This window comes from Clostridium sp. Marseille-P7770 (assembly GCF_902143525.1).
In the GTDB taxonomy this organism is placed as follows: Bacteria; Bacillota; Clostridia; order Lachnospirales; family Lachnospiraceae; genus Pilosibacter.
The window spans coordinates 336055-355796 of the sequence record NZ_CABFVC010000001.1 but is presented as its reverse complement, the minus strand read 5'-3'; the positions used below and the strand labels follow the sequence as shown (position 1 = coordinate 355796).

Genomic DNA, 19742 nt, shown 5'->3' with positions numbered 1-19742 from the left:
TATCCGGGAAATCGCAGGGAGGAAAACAGAGACAATGAGAGATTTGGACTATCTGAAGCTGCTTGCAAAAGAGTATCCGACCGTGAAAGCGGCCTCCAGCGAGATCATCAACCTGATGGCGATCCGCGGACTTCCGAAAGGAACCGAGTATTTCTTCAGCGACCTGCACGGGGAATACGAAGCGTTTATTCACCTGCTCCGCAGTGCGTCCGGTATTATCCGCGAGAAGATCTCGGAGACCTTCGGGTATGTGATCTCGGACGAAGAGGAGATCGCTCTTGCAAACCTGATCTACTATCCGGAGCGGAATATCCGGAAGATCCAGAAAGCGGGAAAATTTACAGAAGACTGGCAGAGAATTACGATCTACCGTCTGGTGCGCATCTGTAAAGAGGTTTCCTCGAAATTTACGAGATCGAAAGTTCGTAAAAAAATGCCGCCGGCATTCGCTTATATCATCGATGAGCTCCTTCATGTGGACTACAATGATGATAATAAGAAAGTTTACTATGACGAGATCATCCACTCCATCATCGACATCGAGATGGGTGACCAGTTCATCATGGCACTCTGCAACCTGATCCAGAACCTGACAGTGGACAGCCTTCACATTATCGGTGATATCTTTGACCGTGGACCGCGCGCGGACATTATCATGAATGAGCTCATGCACTTCCACGACGTGGATATCCAGTGGGGCAACCATGATATCTCCTGGATGGGCGCGGCGACCGGCAACCTGGCGTGCATCTGCAACGTGCTCCGGATTGCGATCCGTTACAATGGATTCGATGTCCTGGAGGATGGATATGGGATCAACCTTCGCCCCTTATCCATGTTTGCGGCGAAAGTTTATAAGGATGATCCGTGTGAGCGGTTCATGCCGAAGATCCTGGATGAAAATATCTACGACGCAGTAGATCCGGGTCTTGCTGCGAAGATGCACAAAGCGATCACAGTGATCCAGTTCAAGGTGGAAGGCCAGATCACGAAACGCCATCCGGACTATCAGATCAATGACCGGATCCATCTGGAACATATCAACTTTGAAAAAGGAACAGTAAATATCCACGGAAAAGATTACAAGATGCTGGATATGAACTTCCCGACGATCGATCCGAAGGATCCGTTAAAACTCACAAAGGAAGAGCAGGAGCTGATCCACAATCTGGCGCTCTCGTTCCACCACAGTGAGACACTTCACCGTCATATCCGTTTCGTATATTCCCACGGCGCAATGTACAAGAGGTGCAACGGAAACCTGCTGTACCATGGCTGCATCCCGATGAAAGAGGACGGTACCTTCGAGGAGCTGAAGCTGAAAGGGATCATCTATTCCGGAAAACGTCTGCTCGACTATATCGAGGACGCGGTGAAGATGGCATATTTCCTGCCGGAGGATGACCCGACGAAAGACTGGTACCGTGACTTTATGTGGTATTTATGGTGCGGTCCGAAGTCCCCGGTATACGGAAAGGACAATATGGCAACCTTTGAGAACTACTTTGTCGCTGACAAGGCAGCTGCGAAGGAAAATATGAACCCGTATTATAAACTGAGTGAAAAAGAGGAATTCTGTAATAAGATTCTCAAGGAGTTCGGACTTCCGGTGGAAGGTTCCCACATTATCAATGGACATGTACCGGTAAAATTAAAGGATGGTGAGAGCCCGATCAAGGGAAACGGAAAACTCTTCGTCATCGACGGCGGACTTTCCAAGTCCTACCAGCCAAAGACGGGGATCGCAGGTTATACCCTGATCTTCAATTCCCATCATCTGGCGCTTGCGGAGCACAAACCGTTTGACAGGGATCATGAAAATACACCGAAGGTCACGATCGTAGAGAAAATGAAAAAACGTGTGATGGTCGCGGATACCGATACCGGAAAAGAACTTGCGGCAAAGATCACGGACCTGAAGGAACTTGTGGCAGCATACAGAGGCGGCATCATTAAAGAAAAACTGGAGTAGAATTGCATGAACAAGGACGAATTTTTAAGACGCTTAGAGGACGCGCTTTCGGGTGAAGTCCCGGCGTCCGTGATCCGCGAGAACCTAAATTATTACGCGGATTATCTTTCCCAGGAACTCGGGAAAGGACGTACCATGGACGAGATCATAGAGGAGATCGGCGAGCCGAATATCGTGGCGCGCACGATCATCAATTCCGCGGAGGCTGCGGGAGAGACCGGAGATGGTCATGGAAGCTTTGAGGATGCGTCCCCGCGGGACGATGACAGAAGAAGCACTTACAGCCAGGGAAGTTATCAGAACGGCTCCGCGCCGAATATCCATTATTTCGATCTGAATAAGTGGTACTGGAAATTGGCCCTTGTTGTGATCCTGTTTCTTGTGATCTCCGTGATCTTCAGCATTATGGGCGGCGTGTTCTATCTCCTGATCCGGTTCTCAGGACCGATCCTGATGTGCCTGATCATTTACTGGATCGTTAAGAATTTCCGGGGAAGATGATAAAGCAAATCAGCACGTCGGTTCACGGCTCAAGGGACAGAAATGTCTGAAAAACCTTGATTTTATAAAAAAGACCAACAGATTACAGGATGTTAAATTTGAAATAAGTTATGTAAACATGTGCGGCGTTTTCTACGGGGAGCGCCGCATTTTTGCCACAAAACTGGTGATTTTCGCCTAAATTATTAAGAGTTTATGAATTCCTTTGTTTTTATTGACAAAAGAGGTCACAGGAAATATAATTTGTTTGTAACAAAACGTAACATATTTGTAACAAACCTTACAAACCATGAAAGCTTTAAAATAAGAGGATTTCAATGACAAATAAACTTTTCAGAACTTTAAAGATCACCTGTTTATGTATGGCTTTAACCGCAGCGCTTCCGATCGTTTCCTTCGCGGATGAGCAGACTGCAGCTGTAAAAGAGGATAAGATGGTAGTAAAGATCATCCACCTCGATGAAAACGGAAATCCGCTGGAAGCGGACAAGCAGACAGAAACAGAGATAGCAAAAGAGGAGACAGAGAGTTCCGAAAAGACAACAGATACAGAGGAAGCTGATGCTGATACAGAGGAGGCAGAAGCTGATCCTGACGAGGATGAAGCAGAAGAGGAAGAAGCTGTTGAGGAGATCGAGGCAGCGATCGAAGTTGAGAATGATCTCCGTTCCGAAATCGTTACATATGCGCTCCAGTTCGTTGGAAACCGTTATAAATATGGCGGAACAAACCCGAATACCGGTGTTGACTGTTCCGGATTTACATCCTACGTAATGCGTCACGCAGCAGGCGTAGAGCTCCCGCATTCTTCCGGCGGACAGTCCCGCATGGGTCGTGTGGTAAGCAGCTCCGAGATGCGCCCGGGTGATATTATCAGCTATGGTTCCGGAAAGAGGATCAACCACGTTGCCCTCTATATCGGAAATGGACAGATCGTACATGCCTCCACAGAGAAGACCGGAATTAAGGTTTCCAGATGGAACTACCGTACACCAGTGAGGATCGTGAATGTACTTGGTGACTAACCTGAAAATTGGATAAAGGATAAAAGGATAAAAAAACCTCCCTGACGAATAGAAAACGTCAGGGAGGTTTTTGCATCTATGGCGGTAAAACGGTGCAAGAAAGCTATTTTTTTCGGTACCCCGCGTGCAGGATCAGACGAAATACTCCGGCCTGTTCCAGCGTTTTCGCCACAAGGAAGAAGATCAGGGAATCCACCGGCCATTGGATCAGATTTTTGATCGCGCGGGCAGGCAGAAGTGCGAGAAAACCTTTTCCATTTAGAAGTGTCAGCCAGTAGGTCGCGAGGATGATGTTGCAGATGATGATCACAACGAGTTTGGCTGTGAGGATCCTCGGAAGCGAGAGCTTCTTTTTATAGAAGAACAATCCGTAGAGGAATGCGGCCAGCATGGCATCAAAGGTAAAACCGGGCATGAAGCCGCCGTCCGGTTTCAGCATGAATTTGATCACGTCCATCGCGCCTCCGAAGAGACAGCCGACGACCGGGCCGAAGAGGTAGTCTACGAGCATGTTCGGGATCGCACTGAACCCGATCTTTAAGTTCGGGGTGATCTTAAAGGAGTAGTAGCCAAGAACGATGGCCAGAGCGCCGAACATGGCGCAGGTAGTGATGGTGGTGACCTTCTTAAATTCACGGGATGATTCAAAGATCCTGGAAAAGAGGTCGCTTGAGCTTTTTTTCATAAAAAAATACCTCCTTTGCAGATTTTCGGACCACAACAGGAGATAATCGAACGGTCACAGACACAAAAGGTATCTGCAAACTATCTTCTGATGCAGCGGGATGCGATATGTGCACCGCGGGAAATTCCCTTCGTCCTGCCAGCAACTCCCTGTCTGGCGGGCACTTGACGCGCACACGTCTACTCTGCATGTTTGTTTGATATTTGAGGAACATTCCTCATTACAATTACAGTAACATAAGAACAGGCGGATGTAAAGAACGAATTGCAGATAAGTGGATTTTGTCAATCTTCGGTATAGAAGATCCCGCTGCAGCATGCACTTAAGGGGAAAAAGTATACTGCAGCAGGATAGGGAATTTCTATAAGGAAAAAACGGATTGAAACCTTGCCTGGATCGCTCGATCAGTTACGGCGTTTGGAGAGAACCATCATAATTACGGGTTTGTGTCCAGGTTGTAACAGGATGTGCCGGTGGGTATTTGAGAGCGGCTTTTTCATCAATATCAACCCCAAGTCCTGGAAGCTCGTTTCCATATACGAAACCATCATTTCCATATTCAGGAATGTTTTTAAATACTTCATGCATTGCCTCGTCAGCATTGCGCCCTGCATTTTGCTGAAGAAAATCATAGGTTTTAATTCCGCTCCATTCCTGAAGTCCAAAATTCGGAATTGCGAGATCGATGTTGATCAACGCAGATGCAGCAACCGGTGACATATCCGGCGGACAATGCCAGCAGGTACGGACATCAAACTGTGCGGCAAATGCGGCCATCCGAAGAGCAGGTGTGATGCCTCCGATATCTGAAATATGAGCGCGGAGATAATCAACACTTCGCTCAATAACGGCAGTCTGCCATTCGTTGTTGTTTACGTATAGTTCTCCGTGGCTCAGGGGCGTTGTGCAGAAGTTGTGGATCTCACGTAGCCAGCCGACATTTTCCGGAGAAACAACGTCTTCGAGGAAAAAAAGATGGAAAGGATCCATCTCCTGGCAGAACCGTCTGGCTTCAATCGGATTGATACGTTCATGAACATCATGAATCAGCTCGAGGGAATATCCGAAGTGATCACGAATCTTTCCAAACATTTTAATAGTATTTCGCATGTACTCCGGCGAATCAATATAAGTACCGATCTGCGCACCTTTTGCTGCCTGCTTTGGCGGGGCACCAAAAAGTGTGCCGCCGTAGATTCCGTTCTGGCAGCGTACATAGCGTAGACCGACCTCTTTATATTTTTCAATATTTTCAATTAATTCTTCGGTGGTTGATCCGTCTGCATGCTGATAGACCGGAATGCCGTCACGCAATTTTCCACCTAAAAGTTGGTAGAGAGGCATGTTTGCCATTTTACCTTTGATATCCCAGAGGGCCATATCAACACCGGAAATGGCATTGTTCTCAATTGGACCGGACCGCCAGTACGCATTTTGGTGGATGAGCTGCCAGATATCAGAGATACGATCAACATCCCGCCCGACCAATAGCGGTTCAATGTATTGCTCGACCAGATGCCGGATTGTGGCAGAACGATATGCAAAAGTTGCGCAGCCGAGACCGTATAGTCCAGGTTCTGTGGTTTCTATTTTAACAACGAGAAGATTAATTCCGCCGGGAGCGGTTTCGATAGTGCGGACAGATCGGATTTTTGGAATCATAAGAGTGCCTCCTGAATTTGAAATGTGGATATGTAATACAAGATACCGTGATCCTACTATAATACATTTTGAAATGAAATACAAGTAAAATACAGGATAAAACTGCAATAAAATTTAAAATGGAATAAACGCACAAAAAATACAGCTAAAAATATACAAAACACACAAAATAATAAGAAATATATGGCACTTTATTGACATGTGGGAGAATACATGATAACATCATCCTGTAATACAAGTACGGAAGCAAAAACGTGCAACACATGTAATGGAGGGAATGTTATGAAGAGAAAATTAGCAGTCGTTTTAGCAGCAGCAATTGCAGCAATGTCCATGACGGGATGCCTGGGCAATACTGCGACAACGCAGACTACAGCAGCAGAAACACAGTCAGCAGCATCAGAAGCCCAGACCACAGAAGGAGATGAAAGGAAAACAGAGAATTCAGAGAATCTGACATATCAGTTTGATACAGCAAATGTGGAAAGTCATACATTTTCCTTATCAACAACGGCTTCCAGTGGAAGTGCACTGGCAGATGTCACCCATCATTTTGCGGATCGCGTGGAAGAACTTTCTGATGGAAAAATGAAAGTGGATGTGTTTGAAGGATCTTCCCTGGGAACGGAGGCACAGAACCTTGAGGCGCTGACCGCAGGTACGCTGGATATGGCAGTCATCGCAGTTGAATTCTACGTAAACTCAATTCCTCAGCTCGGAGCTCTGATTCTTCCGTATATGTATGATGATTATGATCAGGTTCAGAAGGTTCTTGAGAGTGAAGCTGGAGAATATGCGTCAGAACAGCTCCGTGAGGTTGCAAAGGTCCAGAATCTTGGATATTATGTTATGGCATTCCGCAACATGTATTCAAAGAAACCGATCAATAGTGTTGATGATCTGAAGGGATTCAAGATGAGAGTACCGGAGTCGTCCCTCTATGTTGATACATTCCGAATGTTTGGCGCAGCACCGACTCCACTGGCTTCAGGAGAGGTTTATACAGCACTGGATACAGGTGTTGTAGATGGTGTGGAGAATACATCCGACAGTTGCTTACATCTTTCCTGGTTTGAGGTTGCACCATACTTTAACAAGACAAATCATTTAAATGCACCGACAACGTTTTCCATGTCTGCAGCAGTATTTGACCGTTTAAATGATGACGAGAAGAACATTCTCCTTCAGGCAGGTCTTGATGCATCTCATTATGGACTGGAGAGCACGAAAGCTTCTGACGAAGCAAATCGTAAAGAACTCGAAAGCAAGATGACATTCGTAGATACCGATGTTGAATCCATGAGAGCAAAAATTGATTACACCGCATATGATTTTATGCAGTCTGATGAAGCAAAGAAACTGTTTGAACTGGTACAGGAAAATAAGTAAAATTACTTGTCTGGTCAGGATCAACATGTGTACAGGCGGACAGGGACGGGCCTGTCCCTGTCCGCCTCCTTTTGCATCAATGGAGGAATTACATGCTTGAAACATTAAAAAAGTTGAGAAAGCCATAGACAGGCTATTGGTTTTTATTATTATTGTATTGTTCTTGATGATGTTTGGAATTACAAATCTGAATGTTATTATGCGTTACTTCTTTAATAGTCCTATTGTGTTTTCAGTGGAAATGGGACGATACTGCTTTGTATCAATCATCTTTTTGGGCGCGATTTTCACGACAAAGGAAGATCGTCATATTCATGTAGACTTTTTTACTGGATTGTTTCCGGAAAAAGTCCAGAGAGTGATCGAACAGATCGGCCGTGTGCTGATGGCAGTATTTTTTACAATTGTGACAGCTTATTCCTGCCGGATGGCTGCAGCTAATATAGCGGTCTCCTCATCCGCAATGAAGATTCCTATGGCAGTACCATATGGGATCATGGCATTCGGATGTGCAGGTATTGTTGCGGAGTCAATTGTGAATGTTATCCAATATCATCTGGGAGTTAAGGAAAAAAAGCCGAGTGATAAGGAGGAGATGTGACAATGACGATTTTACTGAGTTCCTTTTTTATTCTCCTTCTGATTGGAGTTCCGGTTGCTGCGGTTATGGGAATTTCTTCGACGCTGTATCTGCTTGCCAGAGGTGCAGATCTTCTTACAATTCCGCAGCGTATGTTTGCGGGGGCGGATTCCTTTACATTGATGGCGATTCCGCTGTATATTTTTGCTGGTGAGATTATGAACCGTTGTGGAATCACAAGAAGAATTTTCCGCTTTGCATCGGAAATCGTGGGATTCCTTCCGGGCGGACTTGCACTGGTAAATGTTCTTGCTTCAACAATGTTCGCCGGAATTTCAGGATCTACGTCTGCAGATGTTGCATCCCTTGGCGTAATGGAAATCGGCGGCATGACAGAAGCAGGATATAGCAAATCCTACTCGACAGCTGTCACATGTGCCTCTGCGACGATCGGATCAATCATTCCGCCGTCGATCTTAATGGTGCTTTATTCTTCGATTACAGGAATTTCCTGCGGAAAACTTTTTGTGGCTGGTATGATCCCAGGTATCATGGTATGCGGATCTCAGATGCTTTACTGCTTCTATAAGGCGAAAAGGGACCCGGAGAACTGCGATGGAAATTATCATCCGAAATTCAATCTGCATAATTTCCTGATGGCTGCAAAAGACGCGATCCCAGCAATGATCATGCCGGCAATCATTATTGGGGGAACGCTGTCAGGCATATTCACCGCAACAGAAGCAGGTGCTGTTGCCGGTTTATATGGCGTTCTGATTGGAGTATTTTATTATAGAGAATTCCATTTCCAGGATATGATCGATACGGTAAAATCTACTGCGTTCACTGTAGGGCAGAGTTCCTTGATTTTCGCAGCAACAAGTGCGTTCAGCTACTGCATCGCGATTTTACAGCTCCCGAATAAGATGAGCCTCTGGATTTCCGGAATTACGACAAATCCGTATCTGATCATGTTCCTCATGATTCTTGCGATGATGATCATTGGTTGCTTTATGGATACAACACCGGCAGCAATCATTATGGTACCGATTTTCCAGCCGTTAGCTGCAAGCTTTGGTTTTGACCCGATTCATTTCGGAATGGTTATGGTACTGACATTTATTTTCGGAGGCATTACACCTCCTGTGGGAGCGACACTCTTTATTGCAAGTTCAGTAGGTCAGATTTCCCTTGCAAAACTTGTGAAAGACATGTGGCCGTTGATTCTGCTGTTCTTTATTGTTATGATGCTGGTTGCATATATTCCGCAGATATCGACATTTCTTCCGGCTTTGGTAGCATAGTTCTTTTCCTGCACTTGAACTTTGCACCGGATGCGGGTAAAATACAAAGTGAGAAAATGTTCCAAAGGAGCTACGGATAATGAGTAAGACAGAAAATGTAACAGAGTATATTATGCAGTACATGAAAGAGCAGATCACGAATGGAACGTGGAAGGTTGGAGAAAAAATTCCGTCGGAAAACGATCTGTGTGAGAAATTGGGTTACAGTCGTACCAGTGTCCGCAGTGCGCTCCAGAAATACAATGTTCTTGGAATCCTCAGAAGTGAGAAAGGGCGCGGAACATTTGTGTGTTCAGACCAGGTATATATTCCGGATGGACTGAAAATGAAGGGAATTATATCGGAAGATAAAAACGGAATGCAAAGTTATATGGAATGGAGACAGGCCAGAAATTTGATCGAACCGGAAATTGTGTACAGAGTAGCGCAGACGGCAAGTGATGAATTGATTGAAAAACTTCGCAGGATCAATCAGGAACAGCATAATGCAATTGGCAACTCACTTTTGTATAACCAGAAAGATATTGAATTTCACATGGCGATTGTGGAGGCGTATGGGAATCCGATCATTACCAATATCATGCATCAGCTCCTGGAAAATCATAATATGATGACGTATGGCAATGACCAGTTTGGATTCCTGGGGGGAATTTATTATCATGTACTGATCACGGATGCAATCATACGGCATGATGCAAAAGAGGCGAGGGATCTTATGCTTGATCATGGACTTCAGACGAAAAAAACGGATTCTGGAGAAAAACGAGAATGGGCGCCTATCAGACTATGAAAAATATTTGAAAAAGTACCGGTTTCCTGTGCGAAACCGGTACTTTTTGTCCAACGGAAAATTCAAGGAGGTCTTCTGTTAAACAAATAGACGCTGCATGTGAAGATGAGAATGCTCTCAGATGTAGAATGATGTTAGAATGTCCCAAGGCATATGTCGACATAGGATGTTTTTGATGGAGTTATAAGCAGAAACAAACACTTTTTCGGTAATTTGACGTATATACTTTTATGCGGGACTGATTTATAATACAACGCAGTCGGTCTGAATGGCAGGGTTGCGTTATAATTCCAAGCATTACGGAGCGGATGCAGCGGACCTGAAAATGCAGAGGATGACATGTATAAAAATATGAAAACAGCAGTTGGCAGGAGAGTTACATATGCAAAAGAGTGAAGTAAAGGATCTGACGACCGGATCGCCAATGAAGCTGATCTTAAGCTTTGCGGTTCCGATGCTGCTGGGATTTCTTTTTCAGCAGTTTTATAACATGGTAGACACGATCATCGTCGGAAAATGTCTGGGAGTATCGTCTCTGGCGGCGGTTGGATCGACGGGATCGATCAACTTTATGATCATCGGTTTCTGTACCGGTGCCTGCAGCGGATTTGCGATCCCGGTGGCGCAGAAGTTCGGCGCGGGAGACTACAAGGGAATGAGAAAGTTCGTGGCGAATGCGGGCTGGCTTTCAGCGGTGTTTGCGGTGGTCATGACGACCGTTGTTGGATTGCTCTGCATGAATATTTTACAGTGGATGAATACGCCGGAGGATATTATTCAGGGCGCATATGATTATATTTTTGTGATCTTCCTTGGAATTCCGGTCACCTACCTTTATAACATGCTGGCGGGAATTATCCGCAGCCTCGGCGACAGCAAGACCCCGGTCTACTTTCTGCTGTTATCGTCCCTCCTGAACATCGGTCTTGATTTCTTTACGATTCTGGGACTCGGTATGGGTGTGGGCGGACCGGCTCTGGCTACGGTCATCTCGCAGGGAATTTCGGCAGTGCTCTGTCTGATCTACATGATCCGGCACTATCCGATCCTTCATATGAAAGACGGAGAGTGGAGGCCAGACGGACGCATGCTCGGCACACTCTGCGGCATGGGGATTCCTATGGGACTTCAGTATTCCATCACGGCGATCGGAAGCGTGGTCCTTCAGACAGCGGTGAATTCGCTGGGGTCCATGGCGGTTGCGGCCGTCTCCACGGGAAGCAAGGTCAGCATGTTCTTCTGTTGCCCGTTTGACGCGCTCGGCGGCACGATGGCGACGTATGCCGGACAGAATGTGGGTGCGAAAAAGCTGGACCGTGTCACACGGGGATTAAAGGCGGCGAGTCTGATCGGGATCATTTATTCGCTGATCGCATTTGTGATCCTGTTTTTCGGCGGAAAGTATATCGCGCTTCTCTTTATGGACGCGGATCAGACGGAGATCATCGGGCGCGTTACGATGTTCCTCATTGGAAACAGCATGTTCTATATTCCGCTTACCTTTGTAAATGTGGTGCGTTTTACGATCCAGGGAATGGGATTTTCTACATTTGCGATCCTTGCGGGTGTCTGCGAGATGGCGGCGAGATCTCTCGTGGGATTTTGCCTCGTTCCGGTCTTCGGATTCCTTCCGGCATGCTTTGCGAGCCCGTTAGCATGGATCTTCGCAGATGCCTTCCTGATTCCGGCGTTCTTTCATTGTATGAAAAAATTGAAAGTGCTTTTTGGGGAAGCTGTATAAAAGATGTTGTTTGAAAAGATTATGGACAGCGGTGCATAAAAGTTCGGGTTCGTACCATAATAGAGAATGCAGGTGCGGTAGAAATGCTGCGGCAAAAAATATTCCGGTCTGCATGCCTTGCGGGAAGCAGCGGAAAACCAAACTCCAGGAGGTACGAAAAAATGGCAAGAAACAGCTATGATATGGACGACAACATGAAAAACAGTGGGTCTGAGACTTACGACAAGACAAAGAACCAGAGCAGAAACAGCCAGAACCGTTCGGAGAATAACAGTCAGAACCGTTCGAAGAACAGTTCTAAGGACTCCACGGACAATGGGAGAAACTGCAAAAGATAAAAAAGATGCGGCGGTCTGACTGTGCAGGAAGCTGTGTGGAAAGATTGCGTGGTCGAACAGTCAGATCTGATAAGAATGGCGGTGGGGTGATCCTGCCGCCATTCTTGCGGTTATTGCAGACGAAAGGTATATGATTTCAGACGTTATGCGGACACAGAACGGTTCACGGCAGCTGCATAAAGCATTGAAAAATGCGCACCGCATTCTCGTTACTTCAGTGATGAGTTAGGTGCGCTATTTATTTATAATAATAATCGAACATATGTTTACATGCTGAATGACATATGGTATAATATCCATATGGAAAAAGATATGTTTACTATTAAAGAAAATTCTCTTTCGTATGGTAGAGGATATGTGTATTCGCTTCAATATCATCTGGTCTGGTGTACGAAATACCGGAAGAAAGTTCTGGTCAATGGTGTAGATCAGGAGTGCAAAGAAATGTTGCAGGAGATCGCACAAGAATATCAATTTCGGATCCTTGCGATGGAAGTAATGCCGGACCATATTCATCTGTTACTGGATTGTAAACCGCAGTTCTTTATTTCGGACATGATCAAGATCATGAAGGGAAATCTTGCAAGACAGCTGTTTCTTGCACATCCGGAACTGAAAAGGGAATTATGGGGCGGACATCTCTGGAACCCATCTTACTGTGCTGTGACCGTCAGTGACCGGAGTCGGGAACAGATCATGGCTTATATCGAAGGACAGAAAGAAAAAAAGAACAGAAAGAAAAAGAGAACAGAAAGTAGAGGAAACTTATGCAGGTCGTATCCAGCTATGGCGCGGAAATTAAAAATAAGAATATCCCGATCCGCCATACGCTGGCACTTTACCGGGAGGCGGTCCGCTGTCTGACGGAGATATATGAGACCGTATGGACAGAGTTATCCATGATCGATAAGATAAAACGGAGATTTAACGAGGCGGAACATCTGGTACATGAAACAAAGAAGAATCATGCAAGATTTGACTTTGATGCCCACTTCCCGAAAATGCCGTCATATTTGAGAAGAGCGGCGATCCAGCATGCGCTCGGGAGTGTTTCCTCATACCATACAAGGTTGGAACAGTGGAAAAATGGAGCGATTTCCGGAAAACCAAAGCTTGTATGTGAAAACCATGCAATGCCGGTATTTTACCGGGATGTCATGTACAAACCATGTGAAGAGAGTGAGGACGCGGCCTGCCTGAAACTTTATGATGGTCATGACTGGAAATGGTTCCGCGCAGGTCTGGTGCATACGGATATGGAATACCTGCGCAGACACTGGTCCGGAAAAAAGTCTTCTGCTCCGGTTTTGGAAAAACGACATCAGAAATATTTCCTCCGTTTCTCTTATACGGAAGAAGTTACCTTATCAAAAACACCTGTAAAGGATCAGATCATCTGCAGTGTGGATCTCGGGATCAATACGGATGCAGTCTGCAGTATCATGCGGTCAGACGGAACTGTCCTGGACCGGAAATTCATCAATTTCCCCAGTGAAAAAGACCGGCTGTCCCATGTACTCGGAAGGATCCGGAGATTCCAGAAGGAACACGGTTCAAAACAGATCGGAAGCCGATGGGCATATGCGAAACGTCTGAATACGGAACTTGCCAGAAAGACTGCCCGGTTGATCGCAGAATATGCCCATGAGAATCATGCGGATGTGATCGTGTTTGAGTACCTGGAAATGAAGGGAAAGATTTCAGGAAAGAAACGACAGAAACTGCATCTTTGGAAGAAAAGGGAGATCCAGACCATGTGTGAACACAAAGCACACCGATATGGGATCCGTGTGTCCCGTGTCTGCGCATGGAATACCAGCCGTCTGGCATATGATGGAAGCGGACCGGTCAGCCGTGATCCGAAGAACCACAGTCTGTGTGTTTTCCAATCTGGAAAACAGTATAACTGTGATCTGTCGGCATCCTACAATATAGGAGCGAGATACTGGATCCGGGAGATTATAAAAACCTTACCGGAAACGGAAAGGTCTTCACTGGAGGCAAAAGTACCTGCGGTGAAGCGCAGAACCTCATGTGTTTATGCCGACCTGCTCATCCTTCAGAATGAGTATGGATGTTCGAAAGCTGCATAAACACAGGCAGATATCCGGAGGACTACCTGTTATGTGGAACCCAGCCGTATCCGGCATGGAAGATGCGCATATCTGCGCAGTTCTAAGTTTCAGGCGTATCCGCCGGTATCCGGTCTTGCCGTTTAAAACGGCTGAGAAGCACGTGACTTTAGTCATGTGAGGCTCAGTTCGCCCGGCGCGAACGTTATTCTTAAAGGTGAAAGTCCTAAGTGCGCCTGTTAGCGGGAAGCACATAGCCAACATGGCAAGGGTGTCCACTGTAAGGTGGAATCTGAAGGAAGCCTGCGGCAAACCATTGGTCCGACGGACAGAAATCATGTATAAGGCTTACAGTTCGGATGAGACTGCTGAATAAGTTGAAGTCCAATAGCTAACGTGGAACTGGTAGTAGACATGGCGGATAGATGATGGGAAAGATGGCGTATTTTAACCGGGGAGATCCTATGAGTGGTTCCATTAGCCATAGTAACAACGAATCATAGGAAGTCAGCAGATGTCATAGTAGCGAAGAAGTCCGGGAAACCGGATGGAGCAAAGGACAGAACAGTTAATCAGCTGGAGTACGTCCTGATTGAGAGTTTAGACGAAACACATGCCGAGAGGAGTACCACAAGTACTAAGTGGTCGAAACTCACGAAAAGGAAGGGAAACAGTGCATGGAAAAACAAAGTACAATAATCGAAGACATACTGTCCAAAGATAACCTAAACCGTGCGTATCAGCAGGTAATAAAGAATAAAGGCGCGGCAGGGGTGGATGGAATGGAATGCGAAGATTTACTCTCTCATTTGAGAGCCAATGGAGCGCAACTCAGAGAAAGTGTAAGGAATCAATCATACAGGCCTATGCCGGTAAAACGGGTTGAAATTCCAAAGGAAGATGGAAGCAAACGGAAATTGGGAATTCCGACAGTGACAGACCGAATGATTCAACAGGCAATATCGCAGGTTTTAGGACCAATATATGAGGAAAAATTTCATGCAAACAGCTATGGTTTTAGACCCGGAAAGAGTGCACAACAAGCGGTATTAAAAGCAGTCGAATATATGAATGAGGGATATAACTGGGTCGTTGACCTTGACTTGGAGAAATTCTTCGATACGGTAAATCATGATAAGCTCATTTCCATTGTAAATAGAGAAATCAAAGATGGGAAAACCCTGTCGCTAATCCGAAAATTTCTGGTGAGTGGTGTTATGCTCGGTGAGCAAGTGGAGAAAACGGAGATAGGAACTCCACAAGGAGGAAATCTCTCGCCACTTCTTGCAAATATTATACTGAACGAACTCGATTGGGAACTTGAAACGCGAAAACTAAGATTTGTGAGGTATGCAGATGACTGTATCATTTTAGTGAGAAGTCAGAAAGCAGCTATCCGGGTAATGGAATCAGTTACAAGATACATTGAATCTAAACTTCTATCATAAGTGAACCGGAAGAAAAGCAAAATAGTACGCCCCACAGAAATAAAATATCTGGGCTTTACTTTCTACAATCAGTTCCAGGCAAAGAAATATAAGGCAAAGTCACCTGAGAAGTCAATCCAAAAAGTAGTAAAGAAGCTGAAACTGCTTACATGCCGTAAATGGGGTGTAAGCAACTCGTATAAAGCACAGAAAATATCAGAGGTCCTGAGAGGGTGGATTAACTACTTTAAAATTGGATCAATCCTTACAGTAACCCGAAAATTGGACACAATGCTCCGATACAGATTTCGAATGTGTATATGGAAACACTGGAAAACTCCGCAAAACAAATTTAAAAATCTGATGAAGCTTGGAGTGGGAGAAAGAAATGCAGCGAAAGCAGCATGGTCTCATGGATATGCCCGAATCTGCCGTTCAGAGGCAGTATGCTACGCAATGTCCAATGCACGCCTTGCAAAATTCGGACTATTATCTGCGGAAACGTACTTTGTAAAAGTGTCAAGTTAACTGAACCGCCGGATGCGGAACCGCATGTCCGGTGGTGTGAGAGGTCGGCGGCGAAAGCCGCCTCCTACTCGATCATGTGCTGGAATTGACTGTGCAGAAAGGAACCATGTCCGGGCCGCCCGGCATATTTTAAATTAAGGATATGTTTCAGGAGAAGGAATATGTTTCGGACGATCTCGATGCAGCAGCTGGAACAACTTCTGGACGGGGAGCGGACATTCACGTTGCTGGATGTGCGGGAACAGAAGGAATATGAGGCAGGGCATCTCCTGGGGGCTGTGAACCTGCCTTATGAACAGCTGGATGAAGTGGAGGCAGAGATCACAAAAGACCGTCCTGTGGTCATCTACTGCGCCTACGGAGGTCAGAGCCTGCTCGCGGCGAGAGAACTCGCGGGACGCGGGTATGATGCGGTGAATGCACTGGGAGGACTGCATTATTACAGGGGAAAATATTATGTGGGATGCCGGGAGTAAAAGTTCCGGAAGAAAAGAAAGTGATGATTTGGCAGGGTAGGACTGTCGATTATCGAAAAAAATTCCGGATGGAATGCTTGGCATGATATGGTCACGGTCACGGGTGCTTTGCATGGTCAGAAAACTCCTGTACCGTGGACAGGAAGCTTGGATTGTAGTTTTACAGGGATTGACAGGGTGACTGCGAACCCTTAAAATTAAATGGAATACAGCCATCCGGCGAACGATACGGATGGAATGAAACTATGAAAATAAAGTGGCTGCGAATTTAAAATGGATTTTTGCTCGTAAGTTGCCATGCATCCGAAGGGAAGCTCCGGGGGAGGTTGTTCCTGTAGGTGTGAGGGTACTGAACAGTTACGTGAGCAGCTGCGCGATACATCAGAACGGAGAAAATCAGATTGAATACATTTGAATTGATCGTCCCATGCCATTTCGGTCTGGAGGCAGTGATGAAAAAAGAAATCCTGGACCTTGGATATGAGGTCAGCCAGGTGGAAGACGGGCGTGTGACATTTATCGGCGACGCGGAGGCGATCTGCCGTGCCAATATTTTCCTCAGAACAACGGAGCGCGTACTTTTAAAGGTCGGCAGTTTCCATGCAGAGACTTTCGAGGAACTGTTCCAGGGGACCCGCGCGATCCCATGGGAGGAATATCTCCCGAAGGATGCGAAATTCTGGGTCGCGAAAGCTTCCTCCATTAAGAGCAAGCTCTTCAGCCCATCCGATATCCAGTCCATCATGAAAAAAGCCATGGTCGAGAGGATGAAAAAGGCATATGGGATCGAATGGTTCCCGGAGAGCGGTGCAAGCTTCCCGCTGCGCGTATTCCTTCACAAGGACACGGTGACGGTAGCGCTTGACACGACCGGAGAATCCCTGCATAAGCGCGGTTACAGGACCCTGACAAGTAAGGCGCCGATCACGGAGACGCTGGCGGCGGCGCTCATCATGCTGACTCCGTGGAAGAGCGACCGGATCCTCGTGGATCCGTTCTGCGGAAGCGGAACCTTCCCGATCGAGGCGGCGATGATCGCAGCGAATATGGCGCCGGGCATGAACCGGGAATTCCTCTCCGAGGACTGGAAACATCTGATCCCGAGAAAATGCTGGTATGATGCGATGGACGAGGCGAACGATCTTGTGGATCTTTCTGTCCAGACGGATATCCAGGGCTACGACATTGACGGGGACATCATCCGTGCAGCGAGAGCGAACGCGAAGGCAGCAGGCGTGGACGAACTGATCCATTTCCAGCAGCGTCCGGTGAGTGGGCTCAGCCATCCGAAAAAATACGGATTCCTGATCACAAACCCGCCGTATGGGGAGCGAATCGAGGAGAAGAAGAACCTGCCGGAGTTATATAAGACGATCGGAGAGCGTTTCGCGGCGCTTGATTCCTGGTCAGCTTATATCATCACGGCGTATGAAGATACCGAGCGCTATTTCGGACGCAAGGCGGATAAGAACCGGAAGATCTATAATGGTATGATGAAGACGTATTTCTACCAGTTCCTGGGACCGAAGCCACCGGCAAGGAAACGTGAGGAGAGAAAAGAAGAGCAGTGATAACTGCTCAGCAGGTCTGCGCACTTGTTGCGCTGACCGTAATAAAGCACAGGCTTGAAGGTGAAAATCCCATCGGCGCAGCCGACCAGGAATGGATTTTTGATCGTAACCTGCCATGCAGGACAGGGAAAATGCCGATTGCAGGCGGAATGTGGGTAAGACGGAGAAGATGAGAAGCCGAAGAAGGAAAAGACGTGGGAGCGGTCTGTGGCCCGGAGCGGTCGCAGTGCTGGCAGCAGGCATGGTTTTTGCTGCGAGGACAGAAATCCTGGATCTGGCAAAGACAGGGATCGACCTCGTAGTGGACGATGACCATCAGGAAAACAGCGCAGAGAAGCCTGATCTGAGCGTCACGGAGAATTCTGACGCTGCAGCTGATGGGGAAGAAACACTGACGGATGCCGGAGCGAACAGTACAGATGAAACGGGAGCTGACCGGAAATACATGGATGCGGACAGTGAAATTTCCGCAGATGGATCCGGGGAGCAGGAGTTTATAGAACTCCCGTCATCCTACGATCTGAGGGAACACCGGGCGATCCGTGTTTCCGACCAGGGAGATCTCGGTACGTGCTGGGCATTCGCGGCATTAAAGGCGGTGGAGACGTCCTTGCCGGAATCCATGGCAGTGCCGCTCTCGGCGGACCATATGTCGATCCACAACAGCTTCGGAATCAGTCAGAATTCCGGCGGGGATTACAGTATGGCGATGGCCTACCTTCTCGCCTGGCAGGGACCTGTCTCGGAGGCGGACGATCCATATGGGGACAGCACCTCACCGGACGGTCTTGCACCGGTCTGTCATGTCCAGGAGATCAGGATCCTGCAAGCGAAGGATTATGGCGCGGTAAAACGGGCGGTATTTTTATGCGGAGGCGTCCAGACATCGCTCTATCTTCCGGCGGAAAACCGTGGGGGCGACGGAAATGTCTGTTATAAAGGCAGCGAGGAGCCGAACCATGACACCGTGATCATCGGCTGGGATGACGATTATCCGAAGGAAAAGTTCGCATCAGCTCCGGAGTCGGACGGGGCGTTTCTCTGCATCAACAGCTGGGGAGAAACCTTTGGGGATGGTGGATTTTTTCATGTCTCCTACGAGGACAGCCGGATCGCGGAGAGCAGTATCTCCTATCGCGGGATCGAGCCGTCGGATAATTATGACAGGAATTATCAGAGTGATCTCTGCGGATGGACCGGTCAGATGGGCTATGGAGAGCCGGACGCATGGATGGCGAACGTGTATACAGCAGAGTCGGAGGAGACGCTGGAGGCAGTGGGATTTTATGCCACGGCGCCGGGCACGGAATACGAAGTGTATGTGTTTGACGGGGACAGTTTCCGTGAACATGTGGAAAACGGTGTGAAATTTCAGGTGGACAGTGGAAAAGTCCTGGCATTCGGCATGGTCACGGATGCAGGATTTTATACGGTCCGCCTGGCAAAACCGCAGACGGTGAATGCAGAAGAGCCGTTCGCTGTGGCAGTTAAGATCCACACGCCGGGGACAACGCAGCCGGTGGCGGTGGAGTATGCAGGCAGCGGGCGGACAGGAAATGTTGACATAAGTGACGGTGAGGGGTATATTAGTTTTGATGGCGGCACATGGGAGCGGACCGAAGAGTCAAAGGGATGCAACGTGTGCCTGAAAGCCTACAGCAGGATCATTGGAAAGTGAGAA

18 protein-coding genes, 1 pseudogene and 1 riboswitch are annotated in these 19742 nt (G+C 47.1%); of the genes and pseudogenes, 17 read left to right on the top strand and 2 right to left on the bottom strand.

Translation table 11 applies throughout. The features are described from left to right. Positions 1-34: 34 nt before the first annotated feature. The 3 genes from FN001_RS01665 to FN001_RS01655 all read left to right on the top strand — a co-directional run bounded on the left by FN001_RS01665 (position 35) and on the right by FN001_RS01655 (position 3498). Complete coding sequence (locus FN001_RS01665) at positions 35-1972, top strand: fructose-1,6-bisphosphatase (RefSeq protein WP_142410577.1); 1938 nt, start codon at positions 35-37, stop codon at positions 1970-1972. A gap of 6 nt (positions 1973-1978) precedes the next feature. Continuing rightward, complete coding sequence (locus FN001_RS01660) at positions 1979-2473, top strand: DUF1700 domain-containing protein (protein ID WP_142410576.1); 495 nt, start codon at positions 1979-1981, stop codon at positions 2471-2473. 317 nt (positions 2474-2790) lie between these two features. Next, the gene (locus FN001_RS01655) at positions 2791-3498 is read left to right on the top strand and encodes a C40 family peptidase (RefSeq protein ID WP_142410575.1); all 708 of its coding nucleotides are present in this window, start codon (positions 2791-2793) and stop codon (positions 3496-3498) included. A 103-nt stretch (positions 3499-3601) separates the two neighbouring features. Here FN001_RS01655 and FN001_RS01650 read toward each other — a convergent pair whose 3' ends face one another. Next, positions 3602-4183, bottom strand: coding sequence for a folate family ECF transporter S component (locus FN001_RS01650; RefSeq protein WP_142410574.1), 582 nt, complete (start codon positions 4181-4183; stop codon positions 3602-3604). A 91-nt stretch (positions 4184-4274) separates the two neighbouring features. After that, positions 4275-4372: riboswitch (THF riboswitch) on the bottom strand. 219 nt (positions 4373-4591) lie between these two features. Further along, entirely contained in the window at positions 4592-5845 is a 1254-nt protein-coding gene (locus tag FN001_RS01645) for an enolase C-terminal domain-like protein (protein ID WP_142410573.1), read from the bottom strand. A 282-nt stretch (positions 5846-6127) separates the two neighbouring features. On the opposite strand from FN001_RS01645, the gene FN001_RS01640 reads away from it, so the two are divergent. The 14 genes and pseudogenes from FN001_RS01640 (at position 6128) to FN001_RS01590 (ending at position 19739) form a co-directional block, all read left to right on the top strand. Next, positions 6128-7234, top strand: coding sequence for a TRAP transporter substrate-binding protein (locus FN001_RS01640; protein ID WP_185911805.1), 1107 nt, complete (start codon positions 6128-6130; stop codon positions 7232-7234). 136 nt (positions 7235-7370) lie between these two features. Next, positions 7371-7835, top strand: coding sequence for a TRAP transporter small permease (locus tag FN001_RS01635; protein WP_142410571.1), 465 nt, complete (start codon positions 7371-7373; stop codon positions 7833-7835). A gap of 2 nt (positions 7836-7837) precedes the next feature. Further along, on the top strand, positions 7838-9118 hold the full coding sequence (locus tag FN001_RS01630; RefSeq protein ID WP_142410570.1) for a TRAP transporter large permease: 1281 nt from the start codon (positions 7838-7840) through the stop codon (positions 9116-9118). Between the two features lie 79 nt (positions 9119-9197). After that, the gene (locus FN001_RS01625) at positions 9198-9908 is read left to right on the top strand and encodes a FadR/GntR family transcriptional regulator (protein ID WP_142410569.1); all 711 of its coding nucleotides are present in this window, start codon (positions 9198-9200) and stop codon (positions 9906-9908) included. A gap of 382 nt (positions 9909-10290) precedes the next feature. Next, positions 10291-11649, top strand: a complete 1359-nt coding sequence (locus tag FN001_RS01620; RefSeq protein ID WP_142410568.1) for an MATE family efflux transporter — start codon at positions 10291-10293, stop codon at positions 11647-11649. Positions 11650-11810: 161 nt separating this feature from the next. Further along, positions 11811-11987 (top strand): hypothetical protein, encoded by a 177-nt coding sequence (locus FN001_RS17945; RefSeq protein WP_182426430.1) that lies wholly within the window; start codon positions 11811-11813, stop codon positions 11985-11987. A 312-nt stretch (positions 11988-12299) separates the two neighbouring features. Beyond that, a pseudogene (gene tnpA, locus FN001_RS01615) lies at positions 12300-12716 on the top strand (IS200/IS605 family transposase); the annotation flags it as partial. Between the two features lie 38 nt (positions 12717-12754). Continuing rightward, on the top strand, positions 12755-14080 hold the full coding sequence (locus FN001_RS01610; protein ID WP_142410567.1) for an IS200/IS605 family accessory protein TnpB-related protein: 1326 nt from the start codon (positions 12755-12757) through the stop codon (positions 14078-14080). Positions 14081-14527: 447 nt separating this feature from the next. Next, a complete protein-coding gene (locus FN001_RS17940) occupies positions 14528-14758 on the top strand; it encodes a hypothetical protein (RefSeq protein ID WP_185911804.1) in 231 nt (76 codons plus the stop codon). Beyond that, positions 14737-15507, top strand: a complete 771-nt coding sequence (gene ltrA / locus FN001_RS18320) for a group II intron reverse transcriptase/maturase (protein ID WP_243121916.1) — start codon at positions 14737-14739, stop codon at positions 15505-15507. Before FN001_RS17940 ends, ltrA begins: the two co-directional genes overlap by 22 nt. Then, on the top strand, positions 15508-16014 hold the full coding sequence (locus tag FN001_RS18315; RefSeq protein ID WP_243121915.1) for a group II intron maturase-specific domain-containing protein: 507 nt from the start codon (positions 15508-15510) through the stop codon (positions 16012-16014). It abuts the gene before it with no gap. A gap of 161 nt (positions 16015-16175) precedes the next feature. Continuing rightward, positions 16176-16490, top strand: coding sequence for a rhodanese-like domain-containing protein (locus FN001_RS01600; RefSeq protein ID WP_118531104.1), 315 nt, complete (start codon positions 16176-16178; stop codon positions 16488-16490). Positions 16491-16891: 401 nt separating this feature from the next. After that, positions 16892-18061: a THUMP domain-containing class I SAM-dependent RNA methyltransferase gene (locus FN001_RS01595; protein WP_118297262.1), complete on the top strand. Its 1170-nt coding sequence runs from the start codon at positions 16892-16894 to the stop codon at positions 18059-18061. Positions 18062-18212: 151 nt separating this feature from the next. Beyond that, positions 18213-19739 (top strand): lectin like domain-containing protein, encoded by a 1527-nt coding sequence (locus FN001_RS01590; RefSeq protein WP_243121914.1) that lies wholly within the window; start codon positions 18213-18215, stop codon positions 19737-19739. The last annotated feature ends 3 nt before the right edge of the window (positions 19740-19742 follow it).

Excerpts from the sequence above, each read along its gene's own strand:
- FN001_RS01665 (WP_142410577.1), top strand. The coding sequence starts at position 35 with ATGAGAGATTTGGACTATCTGAAGCTGCTTGCAAAAGAGTATCCGACC.
- FN001_RS01660 (WP_142410576.1), top strand. The coding sequence starts at position 1,979 with ATGAACAAGGACGAATTTTTAAGACGCTTAGAGGACGCGCTTTCGGGT.
- FN001_RS01655 (WP_142410575.1), top strand. The coding sequence starts at position 2,791 with ATGACAAATAAACTTTTCAGAACTTTAAAGATCACCTGTTTATGTATG.
- FN001_RS01650 (WP_142410574.1), bottom strand. The coding sequence starts at position 4,183 with ATGAAAAAAAGCTCAAGCGACCTCTTTTCCAGGATCTTTGAATCATCC.
- FN001_RS01645 (WP_142410573.1), bottom strand. The coding sequence starts at position 5,845 with ATGATTCCAAAAATCCGATCTGTCCGCACTATCGAAACCGCTCCCGGC.
- FN001_RS01640 (WP_185911805.1), top strand. The coding sequence starts at position 6,128 with ATGAAGAGAAAATTAGCAGTCGTTTTAGCAGCAGCAATTGCAGCAATG.
- FN001_RS01630 (WP_142410570.1), top strand. The coding sequence starts at position 7,838 with ATGACGATTTTACTGAGTTCCTTTTTTATTCTCCTTCTGATTGGAGTT.
- FN001_RS01625 (WP_142410569.1), top strand. The coding sequence starts at position 9,198 with ATGAGTAAGACAGAAAATGTAACAGAGTATATTATGCAGTACATGAAA.
- FN001_RS01620 (WP_142410568.1), top strand. The coding sequence starts at position 10,291 with ATGCAAAAGAGTGAAGTAAAGGATCTGACGACCGGATCGCCAATGAAG.
- FN001_RS17945 (WP_182426430.1), top strand. The coding sequence starts at position 11,811 with ATGGCAAGAAACAGCTATGATATGGACGACAACATGAAAAACAGTGGG.
- FN001_RS01610 (WP_142410567.1), top strand. The coding sequence starts at position 12,755 with ATGCAGGTCGTATCCAGCTATGGCGCGGAAATTAAAAATAAGAATATC.
- ltrA (WP_243121916.1), top strand. The coding sequence starts at position 14,737 with ATGGAAAAACAAAGTACAATAATCGAAGACATACTGTCCAAAGATAAC.
- FN001_RS01600 (WP_118531104.1), top strand. The coding sequence starts at position 16,176 with ATGTTTCGGACGATCTCGATGCAGCAGCTGGAACAACTTCTGGACGGG.